Below are 21032 nucleotides of genomic sequence, written 5' to 3' on the forward strand. Positions count from 1 at the left end.
CCCTGGAGAACGCAAGGCTGGGGGTCCGGTGAGCGCAACAGATCTGGCCACGTCGGTACAGGTGAGTGTCCGGCAGACCGACGAGTGTGTGGTGGAGGACTTGGAGTGGGCGTCCGCGCCACTCGATCTCCTGCGGCACGCACAGCCGTGGCGAACGTTCCGCTGGTACAAGGGCCAGCAGCACTACTCGGGCACGTACTGGGCGGCGACGGTACGCGACCACGTGATCTACGAGTCGCGGCTGGAGCTGGCACGGCTGCTGTTCGCGGACTTCACGCCGAGTGTCCGGCACGTCGTCGCTCAGCCGTTCCTGCTCAAGGCAGTGGTTGAGGGCAGGCTGCGGCGGCACATCCCGGACTACCTGCTGCTGACCGATGACGGACCGGTGATCGTGGACGTCAAGCCGCGTCATCGGCTGGAACGGCCGAAGGTCGCGTTCACGTTCGCATGGACTCGTGCGGCGGTCGCCTCCCGCGGATGGTGTTACGAGGTCTGGAGCGAGCCGGATCCTCATGAGCTGGAGAACGTCCGCTTCCTCTCCGGCTACCGCAGGGACTGGCTGTTCGACCCGGGCCTCTTGAACGGCCTGCGGGCCTGTGAACTGGAGGGACTCTCGCTGCGCGAGGCTTTCCGGCTGCTGCCCGGCTGCCCCCGGCCGCTGGTGAAGTCGGCGGTGCTGCACCTGCTGTGGTCAGGACACGTGACGACCGAGCTGGACCGGCCGCTCAGTTCTGGGCACGTGCTGAGGAGGGCCGCATGAGCGGGGCGGGAACGCGGCTCGGTGTCGGCACACGCTTCCGGCTCGACGGCGAGACGGTCGAGGTCGTGGAGTTCGCGAGCCTGGCCACGGGCATGGAGGTCATCCTCAAGGACGCCCGTGACCGGCTGGTGCGGATCTCGGTACGGGAACTGCTGACCTCGGACCGAGCCGAGGTGATCCCCACAGACTCGGGGCCGGCCGCCGATGACGGGGACCTGGTCTCCGTGGTGCTGGCCCGGCTGACCAAGGAGGAACGCAAGGACGTGTCGGAACGGGCCGGGCACGTCCGGGAGACGCTGACGGGTTACCGCTCGGGTTCCGAGGAGTGGGCGAGGCCCGGTGAGCCGCGGCCTGAGTACGCTCCCGGACTTTCGCTGGGGAAGCGGTATGCGGCCAAGGCGGCCGAGCTGGGTGTGACCGTGCGGTCGGTGGAGCGCTGGGCACGCGCGTTTGTCGAGAGCGGTGAGGTGGGGCTCGTCCCGAAGAAGGCTCAGGCCGAAGGCGGGCTGTCTCATGCCGATCCGCGCTGGGTGGAGGTGGCTGAAGAGGTTCTGGGCGAGTACGAGGAGGAGTCCCGGCCCTCGATCACGCTCGTGCTGGAGCGGGTGGAGGCAAGGCTGGAGGAGCGTTTCGGGCCCAATGTGGTGCCGCTGCCGAAGCGGACGGCGGGCTATCGGTGGATGCACGAGCTTGATCGGCGTCATCCGACGTTCCGGCTGAGTACGAAACGCAACCGCGACATCGCGGCTCGTCCCGCTGGTGTCTACGGGAAGCTGCGGCCCACCCGGCCGGGCGAGTACGTGTTGATGGACACGACGCGGCTGGATGTCTTCGCCTTCGACCCGGTGACGCTGAAGTGGGTGCAGGCGGAGCTGACGGTCGCGATGGACTGGTACACCCGCTGCATCACCGGCATCCGCGTCACGCCGGTGTCGACGAAGGCCGTTGACGCGGCGGCCGTCCTGTTCCAGACCTACCGGCCGCGGCCCGTCCCCGAGAGCTGGCCGAAGGAAGCGGCCTGGCCCGATCACGGGATTCCCCGCAGTGTCCTGGTGGATGCCGATGCGGTCCATGGTCCCGTCACGGGGGCCGTCGGCCCGGCACTGGCGGCGGAGACGGTCATCGTCGACCACGGCAAGATCTATCTCTCTGCCCATCTGACCAGCGTCTGCCGCCGGATGGGCATGTCGATCCAGCCGGCCCGGCTGCGGACGGGCCGGGACAAGGGCCCGCTGGAGAGATTTTTCAGGACCGTGCGGGAAGACGTGCTGCAGCTGCTGCCCGGCTACAAGGGCCCCGACATCCATTCGCGGGGGCTCAACCCCGAGAAGGACGCCTTCTTCTTCCTGCACGAGCTTGAGGCGATCATCCGCGAGTGGGTGGCCTGTGTGTATCACCGCAGGCCACACAGTGGTCTCATCGATCCGCACCTGCCGAGTGTGGACCTGTCGCCGGCGGCGATGTTCGAGCACGGGCTCGCGCGGGCCGGCTACATCGAGGTGCCGCGTGATCCGGATCTGGCCTACGAGTTCCTGGAGGTCACGATGCGGACGGTCCAGCACTACGGCGTCGAGATCAAGGGACGCCGCTACGACGGTCCGGGGCTCGACGGCCTGCGGGACATGGCCGGATCAGACATCTCGCTGTCCCAGCGGCGGCTTGAGTTCTTCGCCGACCCCGATGACGTCACCCGCGTCTACTTCCGCGACGCCGAGCGCACATGGCACACACTGCGCTGGGAACACGCGCCGAGCCTGCAGATGCCGCTGAGCGAGGAGGCTTTGCAGTTCGCCCGGCGCCTGGCCGCGAAGCAGTACACCTACCCCAACGACCGTCTCGCCGTCGCGCTGCTGCTGGAGCGGTGGAATCTCGGACTCGGCAATTCCCTGGTCGAGCGGCGCATGGCCCTGCGGCTCTCTCGCGAACAGGCCGCCGTGGACCTGCCCAAGGACGAGGTCTGCGAGGTCGACGTCCTGCCGTCGGTCGCCCGCGTGCTCTCCCTTCCCGAACAGCCCTCGGCGCCGGCCATCGAGTCCGGTGAGGCCGAGCAGGGGGATGGCGACGCGGACGCTCTGGAGGAGCTGGACGAGGAACTCGACTTCTACGCCACGGCTTTGAAGGACGTCGATGATGATGAATAAGACGACCCGGGCCCTGGCCGAGGAAGCCGATCTGCGATCCCGGCTGGACCACCTCACGCTGTCCCGCAAGGAAGGCTTCGCCCGCTTCGCCGACGCCCCTCGCCGGATCCGTCCGGAGATGTTGTCCCGCCGGCAGCTAAAGAAGCTGCGTGAGGAGGCGCTCGCCGAATACAACCGCGCCCGCCGCAAATGGCACGCGAACCTCGGCCCGCTGGACACCTGGCAGATGCAGGCCCTGCACGAAGACCTCTGGGACATCTTCGACAGCAACGACCAGGACGGCGACAAGGTCAAGGGCGGGATCGCCCTCGACGCCTTCCCTGGTCTGGGCAAGACCACCGCAGTGCTCGCCTTTGCCCGCAAGCTCCACCGCCGCATCATCAAGGAAGAAGGCAAGTACACCGACGACGGCCACGAGCGCTGGCCGGTCTGCCGCGTCGGCCTGACCAGCAACACCGGAATGCGCGATTTCAACCGGGCCATTCTGGAGTACTTCAGCCACCCCGGCCGCCACCGCGGCACGACTGCCGAATTCGGCTACCGCGCACTCGATTCCATCTTGTCCGCAGAGACAAAGCTGCTGATCGTGGACGATCTACACTTCCTGAAATGGCGGAACAAGAGCGGGATCGAGGTCAGCAACCACTTCAAATACATCGCCAACGAATTCCCGGTGACCCTGCTGATGGTCGGCGTCGGCCTGGAAAACCGGGGGCTGTTCAGCGAGGGAGCAAGCTACGAGGACGCGGTCCTCGCCCAGACCGGACGCCGCACGACCCGGCTGGGCATGGAACCGTTCGACATCAAGACCGAGAGGGGACGCCGCGGCTGGCGCGACACCCTCCTCGCGATCGAGGAACGCGTCATCCTCGCGAACAAGTACCCCGGCATGATCGCGGACGACCTGTCCGACTACCTCTTCGCCCGCAGCACCGGCCACATCGGCTCGCTCATGACTCTCGTCAACCGCGGCTGCCAGAGAGCCGTACGGACCGGAGCCGAGCGCCTGGACACGAAGCTGCTGGACCAGGTGAAGAACGACGCCGCCTCCGAACGGGCCCGACAGGAGTACCACGACGCCCTCGGCGCCGGCCGGCTCGTCAGCCGGCCCGGACAGAACCGGGAGAAGGCGTCGTGAGTGAACTCCGCACGCTGGCGATCCGCGTCCTCCCGCAGCCGGGCGAGAGCCTGGACAGCTGGCTGGAGGCCCTCGCCCGCCGCTCCCGGACACCCTTGTCCGCGCTGCTGGACGCCCTCGGGCTGCCCGCGCAAGAACGCACCCACTCCCTCCTCGTGAACCTGTCCCCGCAGATGTTCCAGCGGCTGAACAAGCAACTGAACCTGCCAGCTGAGGCACTCGACCACTCATCCGTTCCGGCCGCCCTCTTCGGGCACCGGGCACCCCACTGGCGGTTCTGCCCGCAGTGCCTCACCGAGGACCAAGGACGCTTTCCGACACGCTGGTGGCTGCCCTGGACCTTCGCCTGCGCCAAACACCAGGTGCTCCTGCACGGCCACTGCCCCGGATGCCGCACCGAACCCCGCGTGTTCCTGCCCAAGCCCGTTCACCTGCACCCGCCCGGGCACTGCATGCGCCCCAGCGGCTACAGGACCGTCTGCGGGACCGGACTCGGCGACCTCCCTGCCCTCGCTCTACCCCCACGACACCCGCTGCTGCGGGCCCAGACACAGCTCGACTCGCTCCCCGTCCACCGGCGGGTGGACCCCAGACGGACCTTCGCGGAGGCCGACAAACGCCTTTCACCGCTGGTGGAGTCACTGACCGCTTCGGATCTCCGGGCTCTGAGCGATGCTGCCCGAGCTGCCTGGCAGAAAGCCCTCGCCGACGTCACCGACCCCACGAGCGGGCTCGGCGGCTGGCGACTGCAGGAACGACGGCGAACCGTCCTGACCCCCGACTTCCTCCAGCGCGAATACACAGAAGGCCGCACCCCCCTCAGCGTGATCGCCGATGCTCACGGACTCCCGAGGCGGGACGTCGTCCGGCACGCCAGGGAGCTCGGCATCACGGTCTTCCGCGGAAACCGCCCGCACGTCTTCGACGACGACTGGCTCCGCGAACAATACGTTGCACGGAAAAGGACTGGGGCCGACATCGCTCAGGAGACCGGAGCCAACATCGAATCAGTCCGTCGCCGACTGGACCATCTCCGAATTCCCCGTCGGCCGTCCGGCCGGAGCAGGCACGAATTGATCACCAAAATCGAAGCATCCGTGCCACTCGATATCCGGACAGCAGCAGAAGAAACACTTCACGGCTGGCTCCGCCTGCGCCGGTTCCAGATCAGCATATTCTTCCCCACACTCAAAACCAGCGCAGCCTATCTCGGACTCGTGCCCAGCGCGCTCACGCTGCAGCTCGACCAGCTGGAATGCGCCGTCGGGGCTGAACTCTTCCACCGCTCGGTCCGACACACACCACAGAAGCCAACCAGGCGAGGAGCCCGTCTCCTACAGGACCTCGACCGCGATGACGTCGAGAAACTCATGCACGACGCGCTCGGATCAAATATCGAGGCGATTCCCGACCAGGACGCAGTCGACGCCGCAGTCGCCGTCGTCGATGGTGAGCGCGGCGCGCTGACCAGTCTTCACGCTCACTTCCAGTTCGGGGAACGGATCCATATCCCTCCTCCTGTATTGCCTCTCCTGGAGCACCTCCTCGCCCACCCAGGCCGCGAGACCCACGCAGGCCAGATCCACACCGCAACCGGCATCCCGTTCGCCACCGCCTACAAGCAGCTCAAACGCCTGGAAGCAGCCGGCTGGCTCACAAGCCGCCTCGAAACCCGTGCCGAACGACCAGGCGCCGCACGCCGACGCACCTACTACTCGCTCACCGCCGCGGCACACCAAGCCGTGGCCCACGATCCACATGCCGCACCCATGGCGCTGAGGAAAACGGCAGCACCACGGGACAAAACCAAGGACACAGAGGTGGGACCGATACGTGAAACCCCAGGTCAGGAGGATCTCGCGATGCGCCAGTTGCCCTCTGAGTTCCCTACACGGCAGATGAATTCGGTTGCGGCGGGACCGGGCAGCCCGGTGAGCTACCTACATGAACGGTGCCACGGAGCAGGCGCAATGGACGAGGTCAGGAAGAAACCGCAAGGTCACGATGCATCCGCCTCCGTGGCACAGGTTGGCGGTGCTTGCAGCCCTGATGCTGGCCGCCTTCACCCTCAACACCGCGGAAAATCTGCCGATCGGCCTCCTGGAGCTCATCTCCGAAAGCCTCCGGGTGTCGGTGTCAGCGGTCGGTCTCTTGGTCACCGGTTACGGCGTGACAGTGGCCGTCGCGTCATTACCGCTCGCCTACGTCATGCGGGCCGTGCCTCGACGCCATGTGCTCACTGGACTGCTGGCCGCGCTGGTCGTGTCCAGCCTGGTTGCGGCGCTGGCCGCCTCCTACTGGGTGCTCCTCTTCGCGCGGCTGCTGACCGCGCTCGCCCAAGCGTTGTTCTGGGCCGTGATGGGGCCGGTCGCGGTGGGCCTGTTCGCGCCCGAGGTCCGTGGACGTGTGGTCGGAGCGCTGTCCGTCGCCGGTTCGCTCGCCCTCGTGCTCGGTGTTCCTGCCGGGACCTGGCTGGGCCAGCAGAGCCACTGGCAGGTGCCCATCGCCTTGCTCGCGGCTCTGGGGCTTGTCTCTCTGGTGACCATCGCGGTTCTGCTGCCCACCTCCCGTCCGGAAGAGGAGAACGCCGCCTACGGAACCAGTCCCGACGTCCGCCGGTTCGGGATCGTGCTGGCGGCCGGGACCCTATCCGCTACTGGGGCCTTCGCGGGATACACCTACATCGTCAAGTTCCTGGGCGACGTGAGCGGGTTCTCCTCAAGCGCGGTCAGTGCCCTGTTCGTGGCTTTCGGGGTTGCATGTCTGGCCGGAGTGAGCATCACCGGGGCATTGCTGGACCGCTTTCCGCAGGCCGCACTGACCACTGCCGTTGCTACACAGGCGGTGGGCATGCTCGGTCTGTATGCGATCGGCACCAAGCCGGTGGCCGCGGTGGTGTTCCTGGCGCTGATGGGCAGTGCACTCGGGCCGGTGTTCATGACCACCCAGAACGCGATGCTGCATTGCGCACCGGGCCGCACAGATATCGCACTCGCGGCGAACTCCGGCTCATACAACGCCGGTATCGCAGCGGGCGCCGCGCTCGGCGGACTGGTCCTGCCGCTCGCCGGCGTGCGGGGCACCTTCCTCCTCGGCGGGCTACTGACTGTCGGGGCCGGCGCAGTGCTGCTTGGCGGGCGGCTGCTGCGAGTTTTCGGACCGGAGTCCGCCGGTTAGAGCCACCGTCACTGGGCGGCCGGTGCTGCTTCTCGTCCGCTGAGGAAAACGACGCGAAGACGGGACTGCACCGCCGACACGACCGCGGAATCGAGCCGCGAAAACACAGGTCATTCAGTCTCCGGATGACACGGCTCACCGGAACCTACATTGTGCTGACGACCCAATTCCTGACCCCGGTAACGCCGACTCAGCCCCCTCGCTGCCCGTTCTCACCCCCAGGAAGTCCTGTGAACACCCTGTCAACGACTTACCCGCAGAAGGCCGCCGCGCACCGTGGCACGCTCCGCACGGTTGGGCGGTCGCTCCTGCCAGTGCTGACGGGATCCGGTCGACCTGCCAGGGGGTCCGCACGCCTGCGGGTCATGCGCGAGGCTGATGTCGACCGGGCTCTGGAGCGGCTCGCTGCCGCCGACACGCTGGTACGAGTCGGTCAGTACACCCTGATCGAGCCGGACCAGGACCCCGCCTGCCGACTGACCCAGACCCAGAACGTCGTCAGCCGGCGGAGGTGGGAGGCGAGCATCACCACCTGGGATAGCACCGGCATGACCGATCCGGCGCTACGCCCGCAGCTAGCCCGCCTCTTCACGGCCCTCTGCCACGGCGAGATACACGGCATCGTTGCGGCATCCCGGACCGACATCAGCACATTCGACGAGGTCTACGAAAGCACCCTGGCCGCTATCCGGGCACGCGGCGGCTTCCTCACGCTGGCACGCACCGAGACCCGCATCTGACCGCTGCCTCACGGAGTCACCATGAGCACCCCACACCGCACGCGCCCGGCCAAACCAAAGGCCCACTCCGTGCCCGCCTTCGCCGTTCCTCACGAGGTACACAAATGTGCCGTCGGCTGGGCTCGGCGCAGCAGGTATACCTGGCCGTCAACCTGTCAGGCGGTGATGCACAGTCGTGAGTTCCTCGTGGACCTGGTCCCAGGGGAACGTCTTCGCCCCGGGCCGCCCCGATGCAGGAGCGGGAAGGCGGTCGTAGTCCAAGACGAACGAAACGCCTTCGCTGCGGAGGCTCTCGACGCTGTTACGGAAGGGAAGTCGCTGCGCCAGCACCCTGTTGGGCCAGGGGACAGCGGTAATCGGCTTGCCGAATCCGATGGCCTCATTGAGGAGACCGAGCGCCAGAGTGTCCGAAACCCCGGCGGCCAGTTTGTTGATGGTGTTAAAGGTGGCTGGGGCAATCAGAAAGGCGTCCGCCGGCGGAAGGACATCGGGGTCATCCGGTTGCTTGTAGTCATACCGGACCGGATGGCCAGTCAGTTGGCGAAGCCTTGGAACGTCAAGAAACTCGAACCCCTTGGGCGTTGCGATAACGCAGACGTCCCAACCCTCGTCCTGGGCCCACTTCACCAGAGCAGGGAGGCCTTCGGCCGGGTACCCGCCGCACGCCACGACGTACAGCACCTGTTGCTTGGCCTCTGCGGAACCCACGTAGCCTTCTCCGCTCTCGTCGGAACAACGGTTGGGCCCGGTGCACTGCTTCACCTTCGACTGCGCGCGATGGCCCCGCACCCTGATTCTGCCACGGGGGTGACGCTGTATGCCGGAGTCTGGGGGTGACGATCTCGCTGTGCTGGTAGGCAGCAGAGTGAGGTGGCACCGACGCCGACGTGGCCTGTCGCTGCAAGAACTGGCTCAACTGGTGGGGCACACCAAACGGTGGGTGAGCTTGCTCGAACAGGAGGGACGCGGGGCGCTGCGTCTGGACAACCTGATCGACCTTGCCCGGGCGCTACGTATCGATGACCTCAGCTCGCTGGTCGGGCGGAGGTTCACCGCCACTGGGTTGGAGATGCCAGAACATCCGGCCGTCCCGGAGGTTCGCAAGGTACTGACCCACACGCTACTGACTGCAGCACCGGAAATAGCACCCTGTTCGACGGACCGTCTGAAAGGCCGAGTCCGACACGCATGGGATACGTGGCATGTTTCGCGCACGCAGAACACGCAACTCGGCTTGCTGCTCCCAGGCCTGCTGCGAGATACCACCGCGCTGACTCGGGCCGCCTCGGGTGCCCAGCGCCGCGAAGCCTACGAGATTGCGACAAGCGTGTACCTTCTCGGCCAGCGATTTGCTTACGGCGTACGGGCAATGCAATTAGCCGCTCAATTCACAGATAGAGCATTACTGGCTGCTGATTCCTCCGAGAACCCGTACCTCATGGCCCTTGCGGGATGGGGCTCAGCAATGACTTCTCTGACGGCTCTGCAGCCACAGGAAGCAGAAGCAACCGCCCTAGCTGCGCTTCGCCATGTCGCGCGTCCGGCCTCGGTCGAGGAGCAGTCGTTGCACGGAGCTCTGCTGCTGTTTGCTGCCATGGGGGCTGCCAGCGACCGACGAGCTGGTGACGCCTGGAGGTACTGGGAAGCGGCAGAGCAGGCTGCGACGAGCCTCAGGGGGCATGTTGGCGTGGAGACCATGTTCAGCGCGACCAACGTCGGGATTTACGCCGTAGCAGTGAACGTTGAGTGCGGTCGGAGTTCTGCCGCTGTCGCGAGTGCTGCGCAGCTGGATCCGGAGCGGATGCCGTCAACAAACCGGCGAGCCCAGCACTTCATTGACCTCGCGCGCAGTCACCACCAGGACGGAGATCGCGCCTCTGCCCGCGGGGCTCTCCTGGAGTCCGCGAGAGCCTCTGCAGAAACGATCGCCTTCAATCCAGACGGTCGGCGGCTCGTTGCGGAAATAGTCCGCCAGACCCACCCGTTGGATGATGAATTCGCTGACCTGGCAGAGCGACTCGGTCTGCCATAGCCAGCGCGGGCCCGGCCGTTGGCCCTGCCATTCTTCACGCAGCGTCCGCCTCGGCCGCCCTTGTACGCCAGGCTGTTCGTGCCAGATACCAGGGTCGAACTCGCCCCTGCGGTACCTCGCGAGGAACCAACGGAGGGTTACCGGCCGGTGGATGCTCGGGACGCTCGGCAGGATGCCATGGCCGATGTCCAGCCATTCGGCTCGAAAACGAGGTGGAACACTTTGTTCCACCCCTTCTTCAAAACAGCTTCTACGGTTGTCACACGTGCCCCGAACGTTGCGCCGCCCACCCAGTCGGCTGCGGTCTGGTGTGCGTGCCCCGGCGTTCACTCCTGCCCGAGCTTCGGCGTAGTCGCGGTCGTTCCCCCGCTCTGCGCCGGTGCGCGACCCGTCCTATCTCTGTCGACCGTTCCGTCCGCCCTGTCAGGACCAGGTCCCGCGAGGTCAGCAATGTCTAATCTGTCATGCTCGCAGCCAAACGCTCGCCGTCGTGGCCAGCGTCGGCGCGCGCACGGTGCCGAGCCACTGCGCACCGAGAAGGGTTTGCGGCTGCGGCTGCGGCTTCTCGTGCTCGTGCCCGCCCTCGTGACCACGGCGGCTCTGGGCACGGCGGCTGCCGTCGCCACGACGGCCCCCGTCTCCGCGAACGGTTGGATCATCGCAGGGGCAGCGGCGGCAGCCGGGCTGGCCTCGCTGATCGTTGCAGACCGGCTGGCCGTACGGATCGCGGGTGACCTGCACCAACAGCGAAGTGAATACAGCGATTCTGTGCACGGATGGCTTGGTCACTTCTATTCCCGCGCGAACCAAGGGCGCAAGAGCATCAGCGATGCTCTGGAGCAGCTCGACCAGGGTGAGCGGCCGTCCCCTCCCGACTTCGGACCGGCACAGACGAGTACAGACAACAACCCCTGGAACGAGGCCGAGGCTGCGCTGTCTCAGCTGCACGAGGAAGCCTGGCGGGCCGTGGTCAGCGGGCGGCAGGCGGAGCTGGCCCAGGCGCTCGTCTATGTAGCTGGCGGCCTGACTCTGCTGCTCGTACGGGCGCTGGGCATCGTGACGGAACTGACCAAGCAGGTCCAGGACCCGGACGTGCTCTACCGCGTGTTCGACGTCAACAACCTGCTCAAGCGGATGAGGCGGTCGGCCGGGCGCCTGGCTGTTCTGGGGGGCGTGAAGGCGCGCACGCTGACCCAGCCGATCGGGCTGATGGAACTGCTGCGCGGCGCGTCGGGGGAAATCGAGCGGTACGCCCGAGTCCGCATGCACACGGCCTCGCTCGATGTGCAGATACCCGGCTTCGCCGGCCCCGATCTGATGCATCTGCTGGCTGAGTTGGAGGAGAACGCTACTCTCAGCTCGCCGCCGGACACCAAGGTCGTCGTCCGCGTGACCAGGGTCACCGCAGGTCTGGCCGTGGAGATCGAGGACCGTGGCGTAGGCATGGGCGTGCGCGCACTCGACCGTTACAACAAGATGTTGGCCAATCCCCAGGACACTCACCTGGCGGAGCAACTCGCCCAGCGCCAGACCGGCTTGCTCGTGGTGGCGAAACTCGCCCGCCGGTACGGCATCGACGTGCGGCTGCAGAAGAACCTCATGCACGGGATCACCGCGCTCGTGGTGGTGCCGGACAGACTCCTGCTCTGGCAGAACGAACCGGCAGCCCCCTCGCCGGCGCACGCCTACGCTGCCGCTGTTCCGGGCCCCGCACCACACGCTGCGACCGGTCCCGGCCCCCGGCCGGCCGGCGGTCCCCGACCAAGTCCACCGCTCCCAGCGCCGACGGGCCAACTGCCTCACCGTGACACGCAGCCCATCGCCCCGCAGCGCCTCGCCGTTTCGGGACCGCCCGCCGCAGCGCCTGCGCTCGGTGCCGCACCCGACACGCGCCCCCGGTTGCCACAGCGGATACCTCAGGCAACGACCCGTGAATCCGCGGCCCCCGCACAACCCGAGAGCTCACTCGCCCCGCAGGCACCACCGAATCCCGCCTTCTTCAGGAACTTCACCCAAGGCGTGCAGCGCGCGGAGGACGGCGGGACAGCCGGCGAGGTCCAGCCGCCCGGGGGGAGCGCGAGCTGATACCCGCAGCGCGCCCCACCCACCCTTCGTGCCTGGCTTCGCGCCGGAGCACCGGTCCGTACGACGTACGGAGATACGGAGAATTGGAATGACCCCCGATTCCACTACGGTCCAGCCGGAAGTGGTTGTGGACGAGCTCCTCAACGACTTGGCCCAACTGCCCGACGTGACCGGAGCCCTGCTCGCCTCGCAGGACGGCCTGCGGCTGGCGCACGCGGGACCGAGCATGGACGGCGATCTGCCGGACCGCCTGGCCGCCGTGATCAACGGCGCTTACTCGCTTGCCCACGGAGTCGATGACGGCCAGGGCCGCGTTGAACAGGTCCTCATCAGGAAGAGCAATTTCCTGCTGTTCATCATGAGCGCGGGGAGCCCACCAGCCGCGCTGGCGCGAAACATCGGACGCGACCCCGCGAAGGTGGAAAGCGTCCTGGGCGTGCTGACCAGCACGCGGGCGGACGAGGGCGCCGTCGGCTTCGCGATGGTCAACCTGATCAAGCGGATGGGCGAGCTTCTGGCCACACAGGCACGCGTGGGCGGGACCCCCTCCGGTGACGGCCAGTGAGATGGCGGCCTCAAGCGCCCCGGCCTGGACCGTCGAAGACACCGAGGCCCCCAGCCTCTACGTCCTGACCGGCGGCCAGACCAGGCCCACGCACACCTTGCAGGTCCAGACACTGCTGTGGGCCGAGCGGGAACTCCCCGCCGGCCAGCCGCCGGAAGCCGAACAGGCCGTGGCACTGTGCCGGGAGAAGCCCCTGGGCGTCGCTGAGATCGGCGCCCGGATCGGGCTGCCCTTCCAGATCACGCGGATCCTCATGTCCCGGCTCATCGATCTCGGCGCGCTGAGCGCCACGACCCCCGCAGGCCTTACTGACCTTCCCAACACTGATCTCCTGAAGGCCGTTCGCGATGGACTCCTCAAGCTCTGACGGGCTGCCCCGCCGACTCGGCGGCGCGCAAGCCACCTCCATAAAGATCGTTGTCGCCGGCGGGTTCGGCGTGGGCAAGACCACGTTCGTGGGCGCCATCTCCGAGATCACCCCGCTGCGTACCGAAGCCGTGATCACGGCCGCCTCCGAGGGCGTGGACGACCTCACGCTGCTGTTCGACAAGAAGGCGACCACGGTCGGCATGGACTTCGGCCGGATCACCTTCCCGCAGCTGAACACCGTCTTGATGCTGTTCGGCACTCCCGGGCAGGACCGGTTCTGGTTCATGTGGGACGAGCTCAGCAGCGGAGCCCTCGCCGCGGTCGTCCTCGTCGACACCCGCCGCCTCGACGAAAGCTTCCCTGCCGTCGACTACTTCGAGAACAAGGGACTTCCCGTCATCGTCGCCGTGAACGAGTTCGATGGCGCCTGCCGCTACGCCGCCGACGAAGTCTCAGCCGCTCTTGCCCTGCCGGCCACCGTTCCGGTCGTGCTGTGCGACGCCCGCAAAAGGGCGGATGTGAAGGGCGTCCTCGCCCGCCTCATCGACCACACGCTCACCCGCCCATCTGCCCCTGCCGCCGCCGTTCTTCAAGGAGCACAGCCGTGAACCCCCACGCTCCGTCCAACCTGCTGTCCACCACCGGCCACGACATCGACTGGCAGAGCCACCTGCCCGACCTCTTCGACCCCACGGCTCCGCCGGTGGGTGCGTTCGACGCATTCGCGCAGCAGGTCGCCAACGCGGCCGGCACCCCGTACGCCATGGTCAACTGGGTTGGCAGCGAGCAGTTCTTCCTCGGTCTCGCCAACCCGGCGGGCAGTGAACTGCCCGTGGTGGGGCGCACCATGCCGCTGACGCACGGGTTTTGCCCGCACGTCGTCCAGCGCCGGGGCTCGCTGGTGCTGACCGACGTCCTCGACTTCGACGAGTTCGCCGGCAACGCGGTCGTCGACGAGATCGGCATCCGCGTGTACGGCGGTGCCCCGCTCATCGACGACCGCACGAACCATGTCTGGGGCACGGTCTGCGTGGTCGGCACTGAGCCACGAGACCGCTCGGAAGGCCGCCCCCTGTGGACGCTCATCGACCACTACCGCGACCTGTTCATGGCCGAGTTCTACCGACGTACCAGCTCGTAGCAGCACCCGCGCGCCCGGCCGCACCACTCGCGACCACCCACCCTGAGGGGGAGCCAACGATGCCCACGATGTCGTCCACGACTCCGGATCTCACGCCCGACTACGAGGGCCTGGTCCAGCACTTCGACGAGTTCGCCACTGCGGAAGTCACCCCCCGAGTCCAGCACATGGAGTCCGACCCGAACGCCGTGGAACGCGACCTGGCCCTGCTCATGGCCGAGCAGGGATGGTTCGGCGTCACAATCCCCCGCCTTCCGTACGGCGGCATGCATGCAGGACATCTAGCCAAGACCCTCATGATCCAAAGGATGGCGCGGGCCTCGGGCGCGGCCGGCGCCATCCTGCAGGCGAGCCAACTGCCCGTATCGATGATCATCCACTACGGCAGCGACGAGCAGAAGGCCCTGCTGCTGCCCCAGATCGCCTCCGGCAACACGTTGCTGTCAATCGCGGTCACCGAAGAGGAGACCGGCAGTCATGTGCTCGGCATGGAGACGACAGCCCGCAGAGACGGCAGCGACTGGATCATAGACGGCAGTAAGGTCCACATCGGCAACAGCCACATCGCCCACGTCCACTGCGTTGTGGCGCGCACTGCTTCCGCCGAGCAGGCCGGATCCCGTGCCCTGACTGCCTTTCTCGTCGAACACGACCGCAAGGGCCTGACCGTCGAACCACACCGGCCCGCCCTCGGCCTGCACGGATTCAGCTTCGGCCAACTCTCGTTCGACAGCGTGCGCATCCCCGATGCCAATGTGATCGGAGAGGTGGGCGACGGCAAGGACATCGCCTACAGCAGCAGCATTCTCTACGGCCGGCCCAACCTGGCCGCGGTGTCCCTTGGCATCCACGAAGCGATCCTGGACTGCACCACCACGTTCCTCAGCGGACGGCGTCGCTACAAGGGCACCCTCTCCGACCTGGCGGTCCTGGGTGACCGGGTCGGCGCGATGAAGTCCCGGCTGATAGCCAGCCTCGACCTCGCCCACCAGGCCGCGCGCATGCTCGACCATGGTCAGAGCTGCGACGACAGGCTCATCAACTCCAAATACCTCAGCCACAAGTTGGCCGTAAAGTCCGGGCAGGATGCCATGGAGTTGCACGGTGCCCACGCACTCCGCGGGGACTACATCCTGTCGCGGCTGTGGCGAGACATCCAACACACCTACGCGCCCGCCGGGACCGGCGAAGTCCAGCGCCAACGCCTGGCCGAGACCGAGTTTGGCGCGCCTGCCATCCAGTGGTCCGAAAGGCTCGCCGCCAAGACCTCCCTCTTCCTCCCCACCAGCACAGCCGCATAGCTCACCCCCGGTGCCCGCCAGGCACCGAGCAACTCGACAACCGACTCAGTGACAGCACGGAGCCCCACCATGAGCGCACCTCCCGCCGTGTCTACGGCTGACTTCGAGACACCAGGCTCGCTGGCTGTCGTTCGGCGGGAACTGGACGGCATCCCAAATCGAGGCGTCTCGTCTGTCCCTTGTGCTGATGCCGACACGCATACCTCACTGGTCGATACCGACGACCAGTGGTGGGATTTCGCGCCGGGGTTCATTTCACACAAGCGTCGCCACTGCGGCAAACCTGGCGCCGGCCGCGAGTACTACCGGCAGGTCACGCATCTGCCCGAGGTGAGGCCTCGGCCACCGCCGAGCGGGACCACCCGCGGCCATCTGCAATTCCCCATGTGCCTCGGTCCCGCTGCTGCGAAACCGACCCACTGTCCACGCCCACCCCAGAAAGTGCGCCATGGTCGTCAGGATCCAGACAGCTACCGAGCTGACCCAGCTCACCCCCACCGAAAAGCTGGTAGCTGAAGCCATGATCGCTGGTGTCTCCAACGCCCAAGGCGCCCACGACCTGGGTATGAGCACCGGAACTTTCGCCGCCCACGTCAGCAGTATCGGCCGGAAGTTTCAGATCACCAGCCGAAAAGGCAGGGCCGCCCGTGCACACGCCGCCTTGGCCAGCGGGCAGATTGCTCCGCCCCAAGCGCCCGCCGTCGTACCGGACTTCGCTCGCGACGAACGGCGGCTGCTTCGTGCCCTCGCCGAGCACCCGGAAACCCACGACATCGCCCGAGCAGCCGGGATACCTCCAGCCGACGTCCGCCCTCGGATAAGGGAACTGGTTGACAAGGCCGGGGCGGACAACGACACCCACCTGATCGGCCTCGGCCACGCTTGGGGACTCCTGGGCACAGGGGGCAGCAAAGCGAGCACTGCCGACCTGGGGGCGACCGAACCTGGCGGAGTCCAGTGATGACCAGGACCTGCGTACATCGCATGGAGCAAGGGCGCTCCGGGGCGTTCGTCGCTCAGGGCTCATCCGGGTTGCGCACCGTCCGACACCGGCAGGCGGCGATGTACGAGTCGCACGACAACAGGGCCAGCTGAGACTGCCCGCCCTGTCCGGCCAAGGGGACAGGTCCACAGTTTTGCGCCGTGACCGACTCCCTCGCCCTCCCCCTCCACGAAACCCACGCCCCACGTCCGCACCGGAGCTCGCATGACCCCCACGAGAGCACCTTTCGACCCGCCCCTGGATCTGCCGTGGATCCCGCCCAAAACGCACCTCCAAGGCGCCGAGGCGCAGGAGTTTCAGCATAAGGTCCGTGCGGCCTACACAGAGCGGCGTGCCTCGATTCGGGTCATCCGTAGGGCCACTGGTCGGTCTTACGGCTCAATCCACAAGCTCCTCGCTGGCCGCGTGACCTTCAGGGGGCGCGGCTACGCCCACCCGACCGGGGCCAAGAAGGGCACGTCATGACCCCGGGGGCCCACGGGGCGCGGCTCGGCACGCGTCTGGCGCCCCTGCACGCAGTCGCGGCATCGAACCGCTGCCACCCTGCGCGTCGACAGGCTGGCGGGTGGTACTGATGCGGGTCTTCGAATCTCATCCCGCGGGCTTCGACACCGAGTTACGCCCAGCACTGGACGACATCCGTATCGGCAGATGGCGCTCCACCCGCGAGCTGCTGGACAAAACGGCCTCATCAGCTCAGCGCACGTTCCGAAGTCAGGTGTTGGCCTCCGCCGCAGCCCAGTGCGACGCCGTGGAAGCGTGGGGTCGGGAGAGCAAGGACCACCAGTACCGCATGATGTGGGCCCGAGTGCTCGTCCAGCGCGCCCTCCATGCCTACCGCAGTGGGCAGCTGCACGACGCGCTCCTCCTCGCCGACGCGGCTCGAAAAGCGTGCGACCTGGCGTCCAGACTCATGCCCGATGACCCAGTGCCGTGGGTGGCATGGCTCGCGCTGGCACCAATCGACTCTCCACGCCCATGGGAAAGGCGACCGGAGAACCGGGAGACCTGCTGGGAACCGGGCCTCCCGCCAGGACCCTGGGGCCTGTTGTGGGCTGCCCATCGGCGAGACCCGTACAACCGGGAGGCCTGGCATCGCGCGATGCACGCCTTGCTCGCCTATGAGGACAGTGCACGCAGTGCCGTCGTCTACAGCCGGTGGGCAGCGCAAGCCGCCCCTCGTGGATCGGCGGTCATCGTTCTCCCCCTGTATACCCACTTGGAAAGATTCCGCCGCCGAGCAAACCGCGATGAGACGCCCCGCCTGCACTGGGCCCCTTCAGTGATCTCGTTTTACACGTTGCGGGCACTTGACGAGTGGTTTCGCCACACGGACGACACGACCTGGTCGCCCTTGGATCTCAACTACCTCGCTCAGGCTCTCCACCACGGCGGTTACCCGGCACGCGACGTGTTCAAAGCGATCGGAAATTGCGTCACGCGGGCCCCCTGGCAGGACGTTGCTCCCGACGGACGCGACTGGCAAGAGGAGTTTCTCCAAGCTCGTCTCCTGCGACTACGCGACAGCGGACCGCCTCGTGCAGGAGGCCTCATGTGATCCGCCAGGGCTCACCCCGCGCCCGGCCGCCCAGAACGCAACCCCCGTCCCCTGTCCCCCTGCTTTGGAGGTACTGCCCGTGTCTGCCGCACCGCCCTCATCTGCCGACGAACAGGTTTTGAAGAAGCTCGGCTATACGCCTCAGCTCGCCCGACGGATGAGCGGCTTCGGGAATTTCGCGTTGAGCTTCTCCGTCATCTCGGTGCTGTCCGGCTGCATGACCTTGTACGGCTTCGGCCTCAACACCGGCGGGCCCGCCGTGATGATCTGGGGCTGGACCGTCGTCGGGCTGATGGTTCTCTTCGTCGGCCTGGCCCTCGCGGAGGTCACCAGCGCCTACCCCACCGCCGGTGCCCTGTACTTCATGGCCGGCAAGCTCCGCGGTCCCCGCTGGGCGCACTACACAGGCTGGTTCAACCTGCTCGGGCTGCTGGGCGGCATGGCCGCCGGCCCGTACGGATGCGCCTTGTTCATCGGGGCCTGGCTCAACCTGAGTTACGGGTTCACTCCCACTCCGGTGAAGACCTTCCTCATCTTCGCCGGTCTGCTGCTCCTGCTCGCCGTGATGAACCTCTTCGGCGTGCACCTGGTTTCCGTGCTGAATTCGATCAGCGTGTGGTGGCACCTGGGGGGAGTCGCCGTCATCGTCGCCGCCCTCGTGTTCATACCCGACCACCATCAGTCGGCCGGCTTCGTCTTCGGCGAGTTCACCAACAACACCGGCTGGGGCAACCCGCTGTACGTTGGGCTGCTCGGCCTGCTCCTGGCCCAGTACACCTTCAGCGGCTACGACGCCTCCGCCCACCTGTCGGAGGAGACCGAGCGCGCCCAGACCGCCGCGGCGAAGGGCATCGTCCACTCCATCTTCTGGTCCTGGGTCGCCGGCTTCATCCTGCTCGCCGGACTGCTCTTCGCGATCCAGGACTACGACGGAACGATCAACAGTGCCACCGGAGTCCCCCCGGCCCAGATCTTCCTCGACGCCCTCGGACCGTCCATGGCAAAGATCCTCTTGCTCGTGGTGATCATCGCCCAGATCTTCTGTGCCAACGCCGGCATGACCTCCGCCAGCCGGATGATCTTCGCGTTCTCCCGCGACGGCGCCCTGCCGTTGGCGAAGAAGCTGCGGCGGACCAGCGTTCGCACCAAGACCCCGGTCAACGCCGTGTGGCTGGCCGCCGTCGTCCCCCTCCTGCTGGCCGCGCCCGCGTTGTTCTCCACCACTGCGTACACCGCGATCACCACCATCAACGTCATCGGTATTACCCCCGCCTACGCCATCCCCATCTTCCTGAGGCTGCGCCGCGGGAAGCAGTTCAAGCCCGGCACATGGCACCTGGGCCGCTGGAGCAAGCCGATCGGCTGGATCGCCGTGATCTGGGTCGCCTTCGTCACCATCCTGCTCTGCTTGCCCTCGGTGTCCCCCATCACCGTCGACACGTTCAACTACGCGCCCGTCGCCCTCGTCGTCATGCTCACCCTGGCCTGGGCGGCCTGGCACTGGGGCCTGCGCCACGACATCGTCCCCGAGTACGGCACCGCCAGCGAGCGCGACCAGATGGCGGAGGACATCGTATGACCGGCACCGCCCCCTACCGGCCCAGCACCACACCGGACGGTTCCGACAGTGGCCTCGGCCGACTGTCCACTTTGATACGGAACCGCTCCGTCACCACGGTCATGCTCGCCACGGCGAACATGCAGGGCGGCCTCAAAGGCAAGACCTACAGCACCACGCACTTCCTCAACGAAGTCGCCGAGCATGGAACATCCTGGTGCGGATACCTGCTCGCCACCGACGCCGACATGCGTCCCCTGGACGGCTTCGGCATCGCCTCCTGGGACACCGGGTACGGCGATATGCGGTTCGTTCCCGACCTGGCGACGCTGCGCACGCCGACATGGATGCCGGGCACGGCGCTGGTGCTCGCGGACCCCGTCACCGGTGACCAGCAGCCGGTGGCCGTGGCTCCCCGCCACATCCTCAAGCGGCAATTGGAGCACTGGGAACGGCGCGGGATCGCCGCCAGCGTCGGGCTGGAAGCCGAGTTCGTCCTCTACCACGGCACACGCAAGAGCGCGGCCCGCTCGGGATATCAGGACCTCACGCCGCTGTTCGAGGGAAGCCGGGACTACGGGCTCCACCAATCTCCCGCGCTGCGCAAGTACCTCGCAGCCCTTCACGCGGCGCTGACCGGGACCGATCTGCCGCTCGAAGCGGTCAAGGGCGAAGGAGTTTCCGGGCAGATCGAGATCACTTTCCCCCACGGGGAACCCCTGCACGCCGCTGACCAGCACATGCTGCTGCGCCACGCCGCGGTCGAAATCGGCGCGACCCACCGCGTGCTTCCCCTGTTCATGGCCGCTCCCGACACTGGGGTCGGCAGCGGCCTGCACATCCACCTCTCCCTCCACGACTCCGAAGGGCAACGGCCGCTCTTCTGCAGTGACGGGACGGAACTGCCTGAAGCGGCACTGCACGTCATCGGCGGACTCCTCACCGCGCTGCCCGTGCTCGCCCCGTTCTGGGCTCCCACGGTCAATTCCTACAAACGGCTCACGCCCGGTACGTGCGCGCCGGTGAACTACAGCTGGGGATTCGACAACCGCACCTGTGCGATCCGTGTCGTCGGCACCGGTGCCCGGCGTCATCTGGAGATCCGGCTGCCGGGGGCCGACGCCGACCCCTATCGCGCCCTCGCCGCCGTCCTGGCGGCGGCCGGCTACGGACTCGACAGCAAGGTCGTCCCTCCACCACGGGTGGACGGCAACGCGGTCACCGCCACCGACCTACCCCTCGTCCCCCGATCGCTGGAGGAAGCGCTACAGCTCATGCGGATCAGCGAACTCCCCGCCCAGCTCTTCGCCCCAGAGGTCGTCGAGCACTACGCCCTGTCCGCGCACCACGAGATCGAAGCCCATCGCGTCGTGGTGAGCCCCGAGGAACGGCGGCGGGAGATTGCTCTCCAGTGATCCCTGTTCCCCCACACACCGGCGCAGCCCAGGCCTCCGCGCACGCCAA

General features: G+C 67.1%; 19 protein-coding genes and 1 pseudogene. 17 read left to right on the forward strand and 3 right to left on the reverse strand.

The annotated features are described in order from the left end of the window. Positions 1 to 28 precede the first annotated feature (28 nt). The 4 genes and pseudogenes from ACIRQF_RS30555 to ACIRQF_RS30570 form a co-directional block, all read left to right on the forward strand. Entirely contained in the window at positions 29 to 760 is a 732-nt protein-coding gene (locus ACIRQF_RS30555) for a TnsA-like heteromeric transposase endonuclease subunit (RefSeq protein WP_404096956.1), read from the forward strand. Beyond that, a complete protein-coding gene (locus ACIRQF_RS30560; RefSeq protein ID WP_404096959.1) occupies positions 757 to 2901 on the forward strand; it encodes a Mu transposase C-terminal domain-containing protein in 2145 nt (714 codons plus the stop codon). Before ACIRQF_RS30555 ends, ACIRQF_RS30560 begins: the two co-directional genes overlap by 4 nt. After that, positions 2894 to 4039, forward strand: coding sequence for an AAA family ATPase (locus ACIRQF_RS30565; RefSeq protein WP_404096962.1), 1146 nt, complete (start codon positions 2894 to 2896; stop codon positions 4037 to 4039). The genes ACIRQF_RS30560 and ACIRQF_RS30565 overlap by 8 nt, the downstream gene beginning before the upstream one ends. Further along, positions 4036 to 4398: pseudogene (locus ACIRQF_RS30570) on the forward strand (TniQ family protein); the annotation flags it as partial. The gene ACIRQF_RS30565 and the pseudogene ACIRQF_RS30570, both read left to right, overlap by 4 nt. 648 nt (positions 4399 to 5046) lie before the next feature. Here ACIRQF_RS30570 and ACIRQF_RS30575 read toward each other — a convergent pair. Together ACIRQF_RS30575 and ACIRQF_RS30580 are read right to left on the reverse strand one after the other, a co-directional pair. Continuing rightward, positions 5047 to 5322 (reverse strand): hypothetical protein, encoded by a 276-nt coding sequence (locus ACIRQF_RS30575; protein WP_404096965.1) that lies wholly within the window; start codon positions 5320 to 5322, stop codon positions 5047 to 5049. A 105-nt stretch (positions 5323 to 5427) separates the two neighbouring features. Then, positions 5428 to 5799: a hypothetical protein gene (locus ACIRQF_RS30580; RefSeq protein WP_404096968.1), complete on the reverse strand. Its 372-nt coding sequence runs from the start codon at positions 5797 to 5799 to the stop codon at positions 5428 to 5430. Between the two features lie 289 nt (positions 5800 to 6088). On the opposite strand from ACIRQF_RS30580, the gene ACIRQF_RS30585 reads away from it, so the two are divergent. After that, complete coding sequence (locus ACIRQF_RS30585) at positions 6089 to 7216, forward strand: MFS transporter (protein ID WP_404097567.1); 1128 nt, start codon at positions 6089 to 6091, stop codon at positions 7214 to 7216. Positions 7217 to 7581: 365 nt separating this feature from the next. Further along, the gene (locus ACIRQF_RS30590; RefSeq protein ID WP_404097582.1) at positions 7582 to 7956 is read left to right on the forward strand and encodes a hypothetical protein; all 375 of its coding nucleotides are present in this window, start codon (positions 7582 to 7584) and stop codon (positions 7954 to 7956) included. A gap of 147 nt (positions 7957 to 8103) precedes the next feature. Here the strand turns inward: ACIRQF_RS30590 and ACIRQF_RS30595 are convergent, their stop codons facing one another. Next, a complete protein-coding gene (locus ACIRQF_RS30595; protein ID WP_404096971.1) occupies positions 8104 to 8664 on the reverse strand; it encodes a flavoprotein in 561 nt (186 codons plus the stop codon). A 109-nt stretch (positions 8665 to 8773) separates the two neighbouring features. Between ACIRQF_RS30595 and ACIRQF_RS30600 the strand changes: the two genes are divergently transcribed. The 11 genes from ACIRQF_RS30600 to ACIRQF_RS30650 all read left to right on the forward strand — a co-directional run bounded on the left by ACIRQF_RS30600 (position 8774) and on the right by ACIRQF_RS30650 (position 20983). Continuing rightward, entirely contained in the window at positions 8774 to 9988 is a 1215-nt protein-coding gene (locus tag ACIRQF_RS30600; RefSeq protein ID WP_404096974.1) for a helix-turn-helix domain-containing protein, read from the forward strand. Positions 9989 to 10438: 450 nt separating this feature from the next. Beyond that, on the forward strand, positions 10439 to 12073 hold the full coding sequence (locus tag ACIRQF_RS30605; RefSeq protein WP_404096977.1) for an ATP-binding protein: 1635 nt from the start codon (positions 10439 to 10441) through the stop codon (positions 12071 to 12073). An 88-nt stretch (positions 12074 to 12161) separates the two neighbouring features. Continuing rightward, a complete protein-coding gene (locus ACIRQF_RS30610; RefSeq protein ID WP_404096980.1) occupies positions 12162 to 12638 on the forward strand; it encodes a roadblock/LC7 domain-containing protein in 477 nt (158 codons plus the stop codon). Between the two features lies 1 nt (position 12639). Further along, positions 12640 to 13005: a DUF742 domain-containing protein gene (locus ACIRQF_RS30615; protein WP_404096983.1), complete on the forward strand. Its 366-nt coding sequence runs from the start codon at positions 12640 to 12642 to the stop codon at positions 13003 to 13005. Next, on the forward strand, positions 12986 to 13615 hold the full coding sequence (locus tag ACIRQF_RS30620; RefSeq protein ID WP_404096986.1) for a GTP-binding protein: 630 nt from the start codon (positions 12986 to 12988) through the stop codon (positions 13613 to 13615). The genes ACIRQF_RS30615 and ACIRQF_RS30620 overlap by 20 nt, the downstream gene beginning before the upstream one ends. Next, positions 13612 to 14148, forward strand: coding sequence for a GAF domain-containing protein (locus tag ACIRQF_RS30625; protein ID WP_404096989.1), 537 nt, complete (start codon positions 13612 to 13614; stop codon positions 14146 to 14148). The genes ACIRQF_RS30620 and ACIRQF_RS30625 overlap by 4 nt, the downstream gene beginning before the upstream one ends. A gap of 68 nt (positions 14149 to 14216) precedes the next feature. Further along, positions 14217 to 15449, forward strand: a complete 1233-nt coding sequence (locus tag ACIRQF_RS30630) for an acyl-CoA dehydrogenase family protein (protein ID WP_404096992.1) — start codon at positions 14217 to 14219, stop codon at positions 15447 to 15449. Between the two features lie 448 nt (positions 15450 to 15897). Beyond that, entirely contained in the window at positions 15898 to 16410 is a 513-nt protein-coding gene (locus ACIRQF_RS30635) for a LuxR C-terminal-related transcriptional regulator (RefSeq protein WP_404096995.1), read from the forward strand. A gap of 246 nt (positions 16411 to 16656) precedes the next feature. Beyond that, positions 16657 to 16917 carry a helix-turn-helix domain-containing protein gene (locus tag ACIRQF_RS30640; protein ID WP_404096998.1) on the forward strand — a complete coding sequence of 87 codons (261 nt, stop codon included), beginning with the start codon at positions 16657 to 16659 and terminating at the stop codon, positions 16915 to 16917. Positions 16918 to 18083: 1166 nt separating this feature from the next. Next, positions 18084 to 19589 (forward strand): amino acid permease, encoded by a 1506-nt coding sequence (locus ACIRQF_RS30645; RefSeq protein WP_404097570.1) that lies wholly within the window; start codon positions 18084 to 18086, stop codon positions 19587 to 19589. Then, on the forward strand, positions 19586 to 20983 hold the full coding sequence (locus ACIRQF_RS30650) for a glutamine synthetase family protein (protein WP_404097001.1): 1398 nt from the start codon (positions 19586 to 19588) through the stop codon (positions 20981 to 20983). The genes ACIRQF_RS30645 and ACIRQF_RS30650 overlap by 4 nt, the downstream gene beginning before the upstream one ends. The last annotated feature ends 49 nt before the right edge of the window (positions 20984 to 21032 follow it).

This window comes from Streptomyces sp. NPDC101191, assembly GCF_044767915.1.
Lineage (GTDB): Bacteria > Actinomycetota > Actinomycetes > Streptomycetales > Streptomycetaceae > Streptomyces.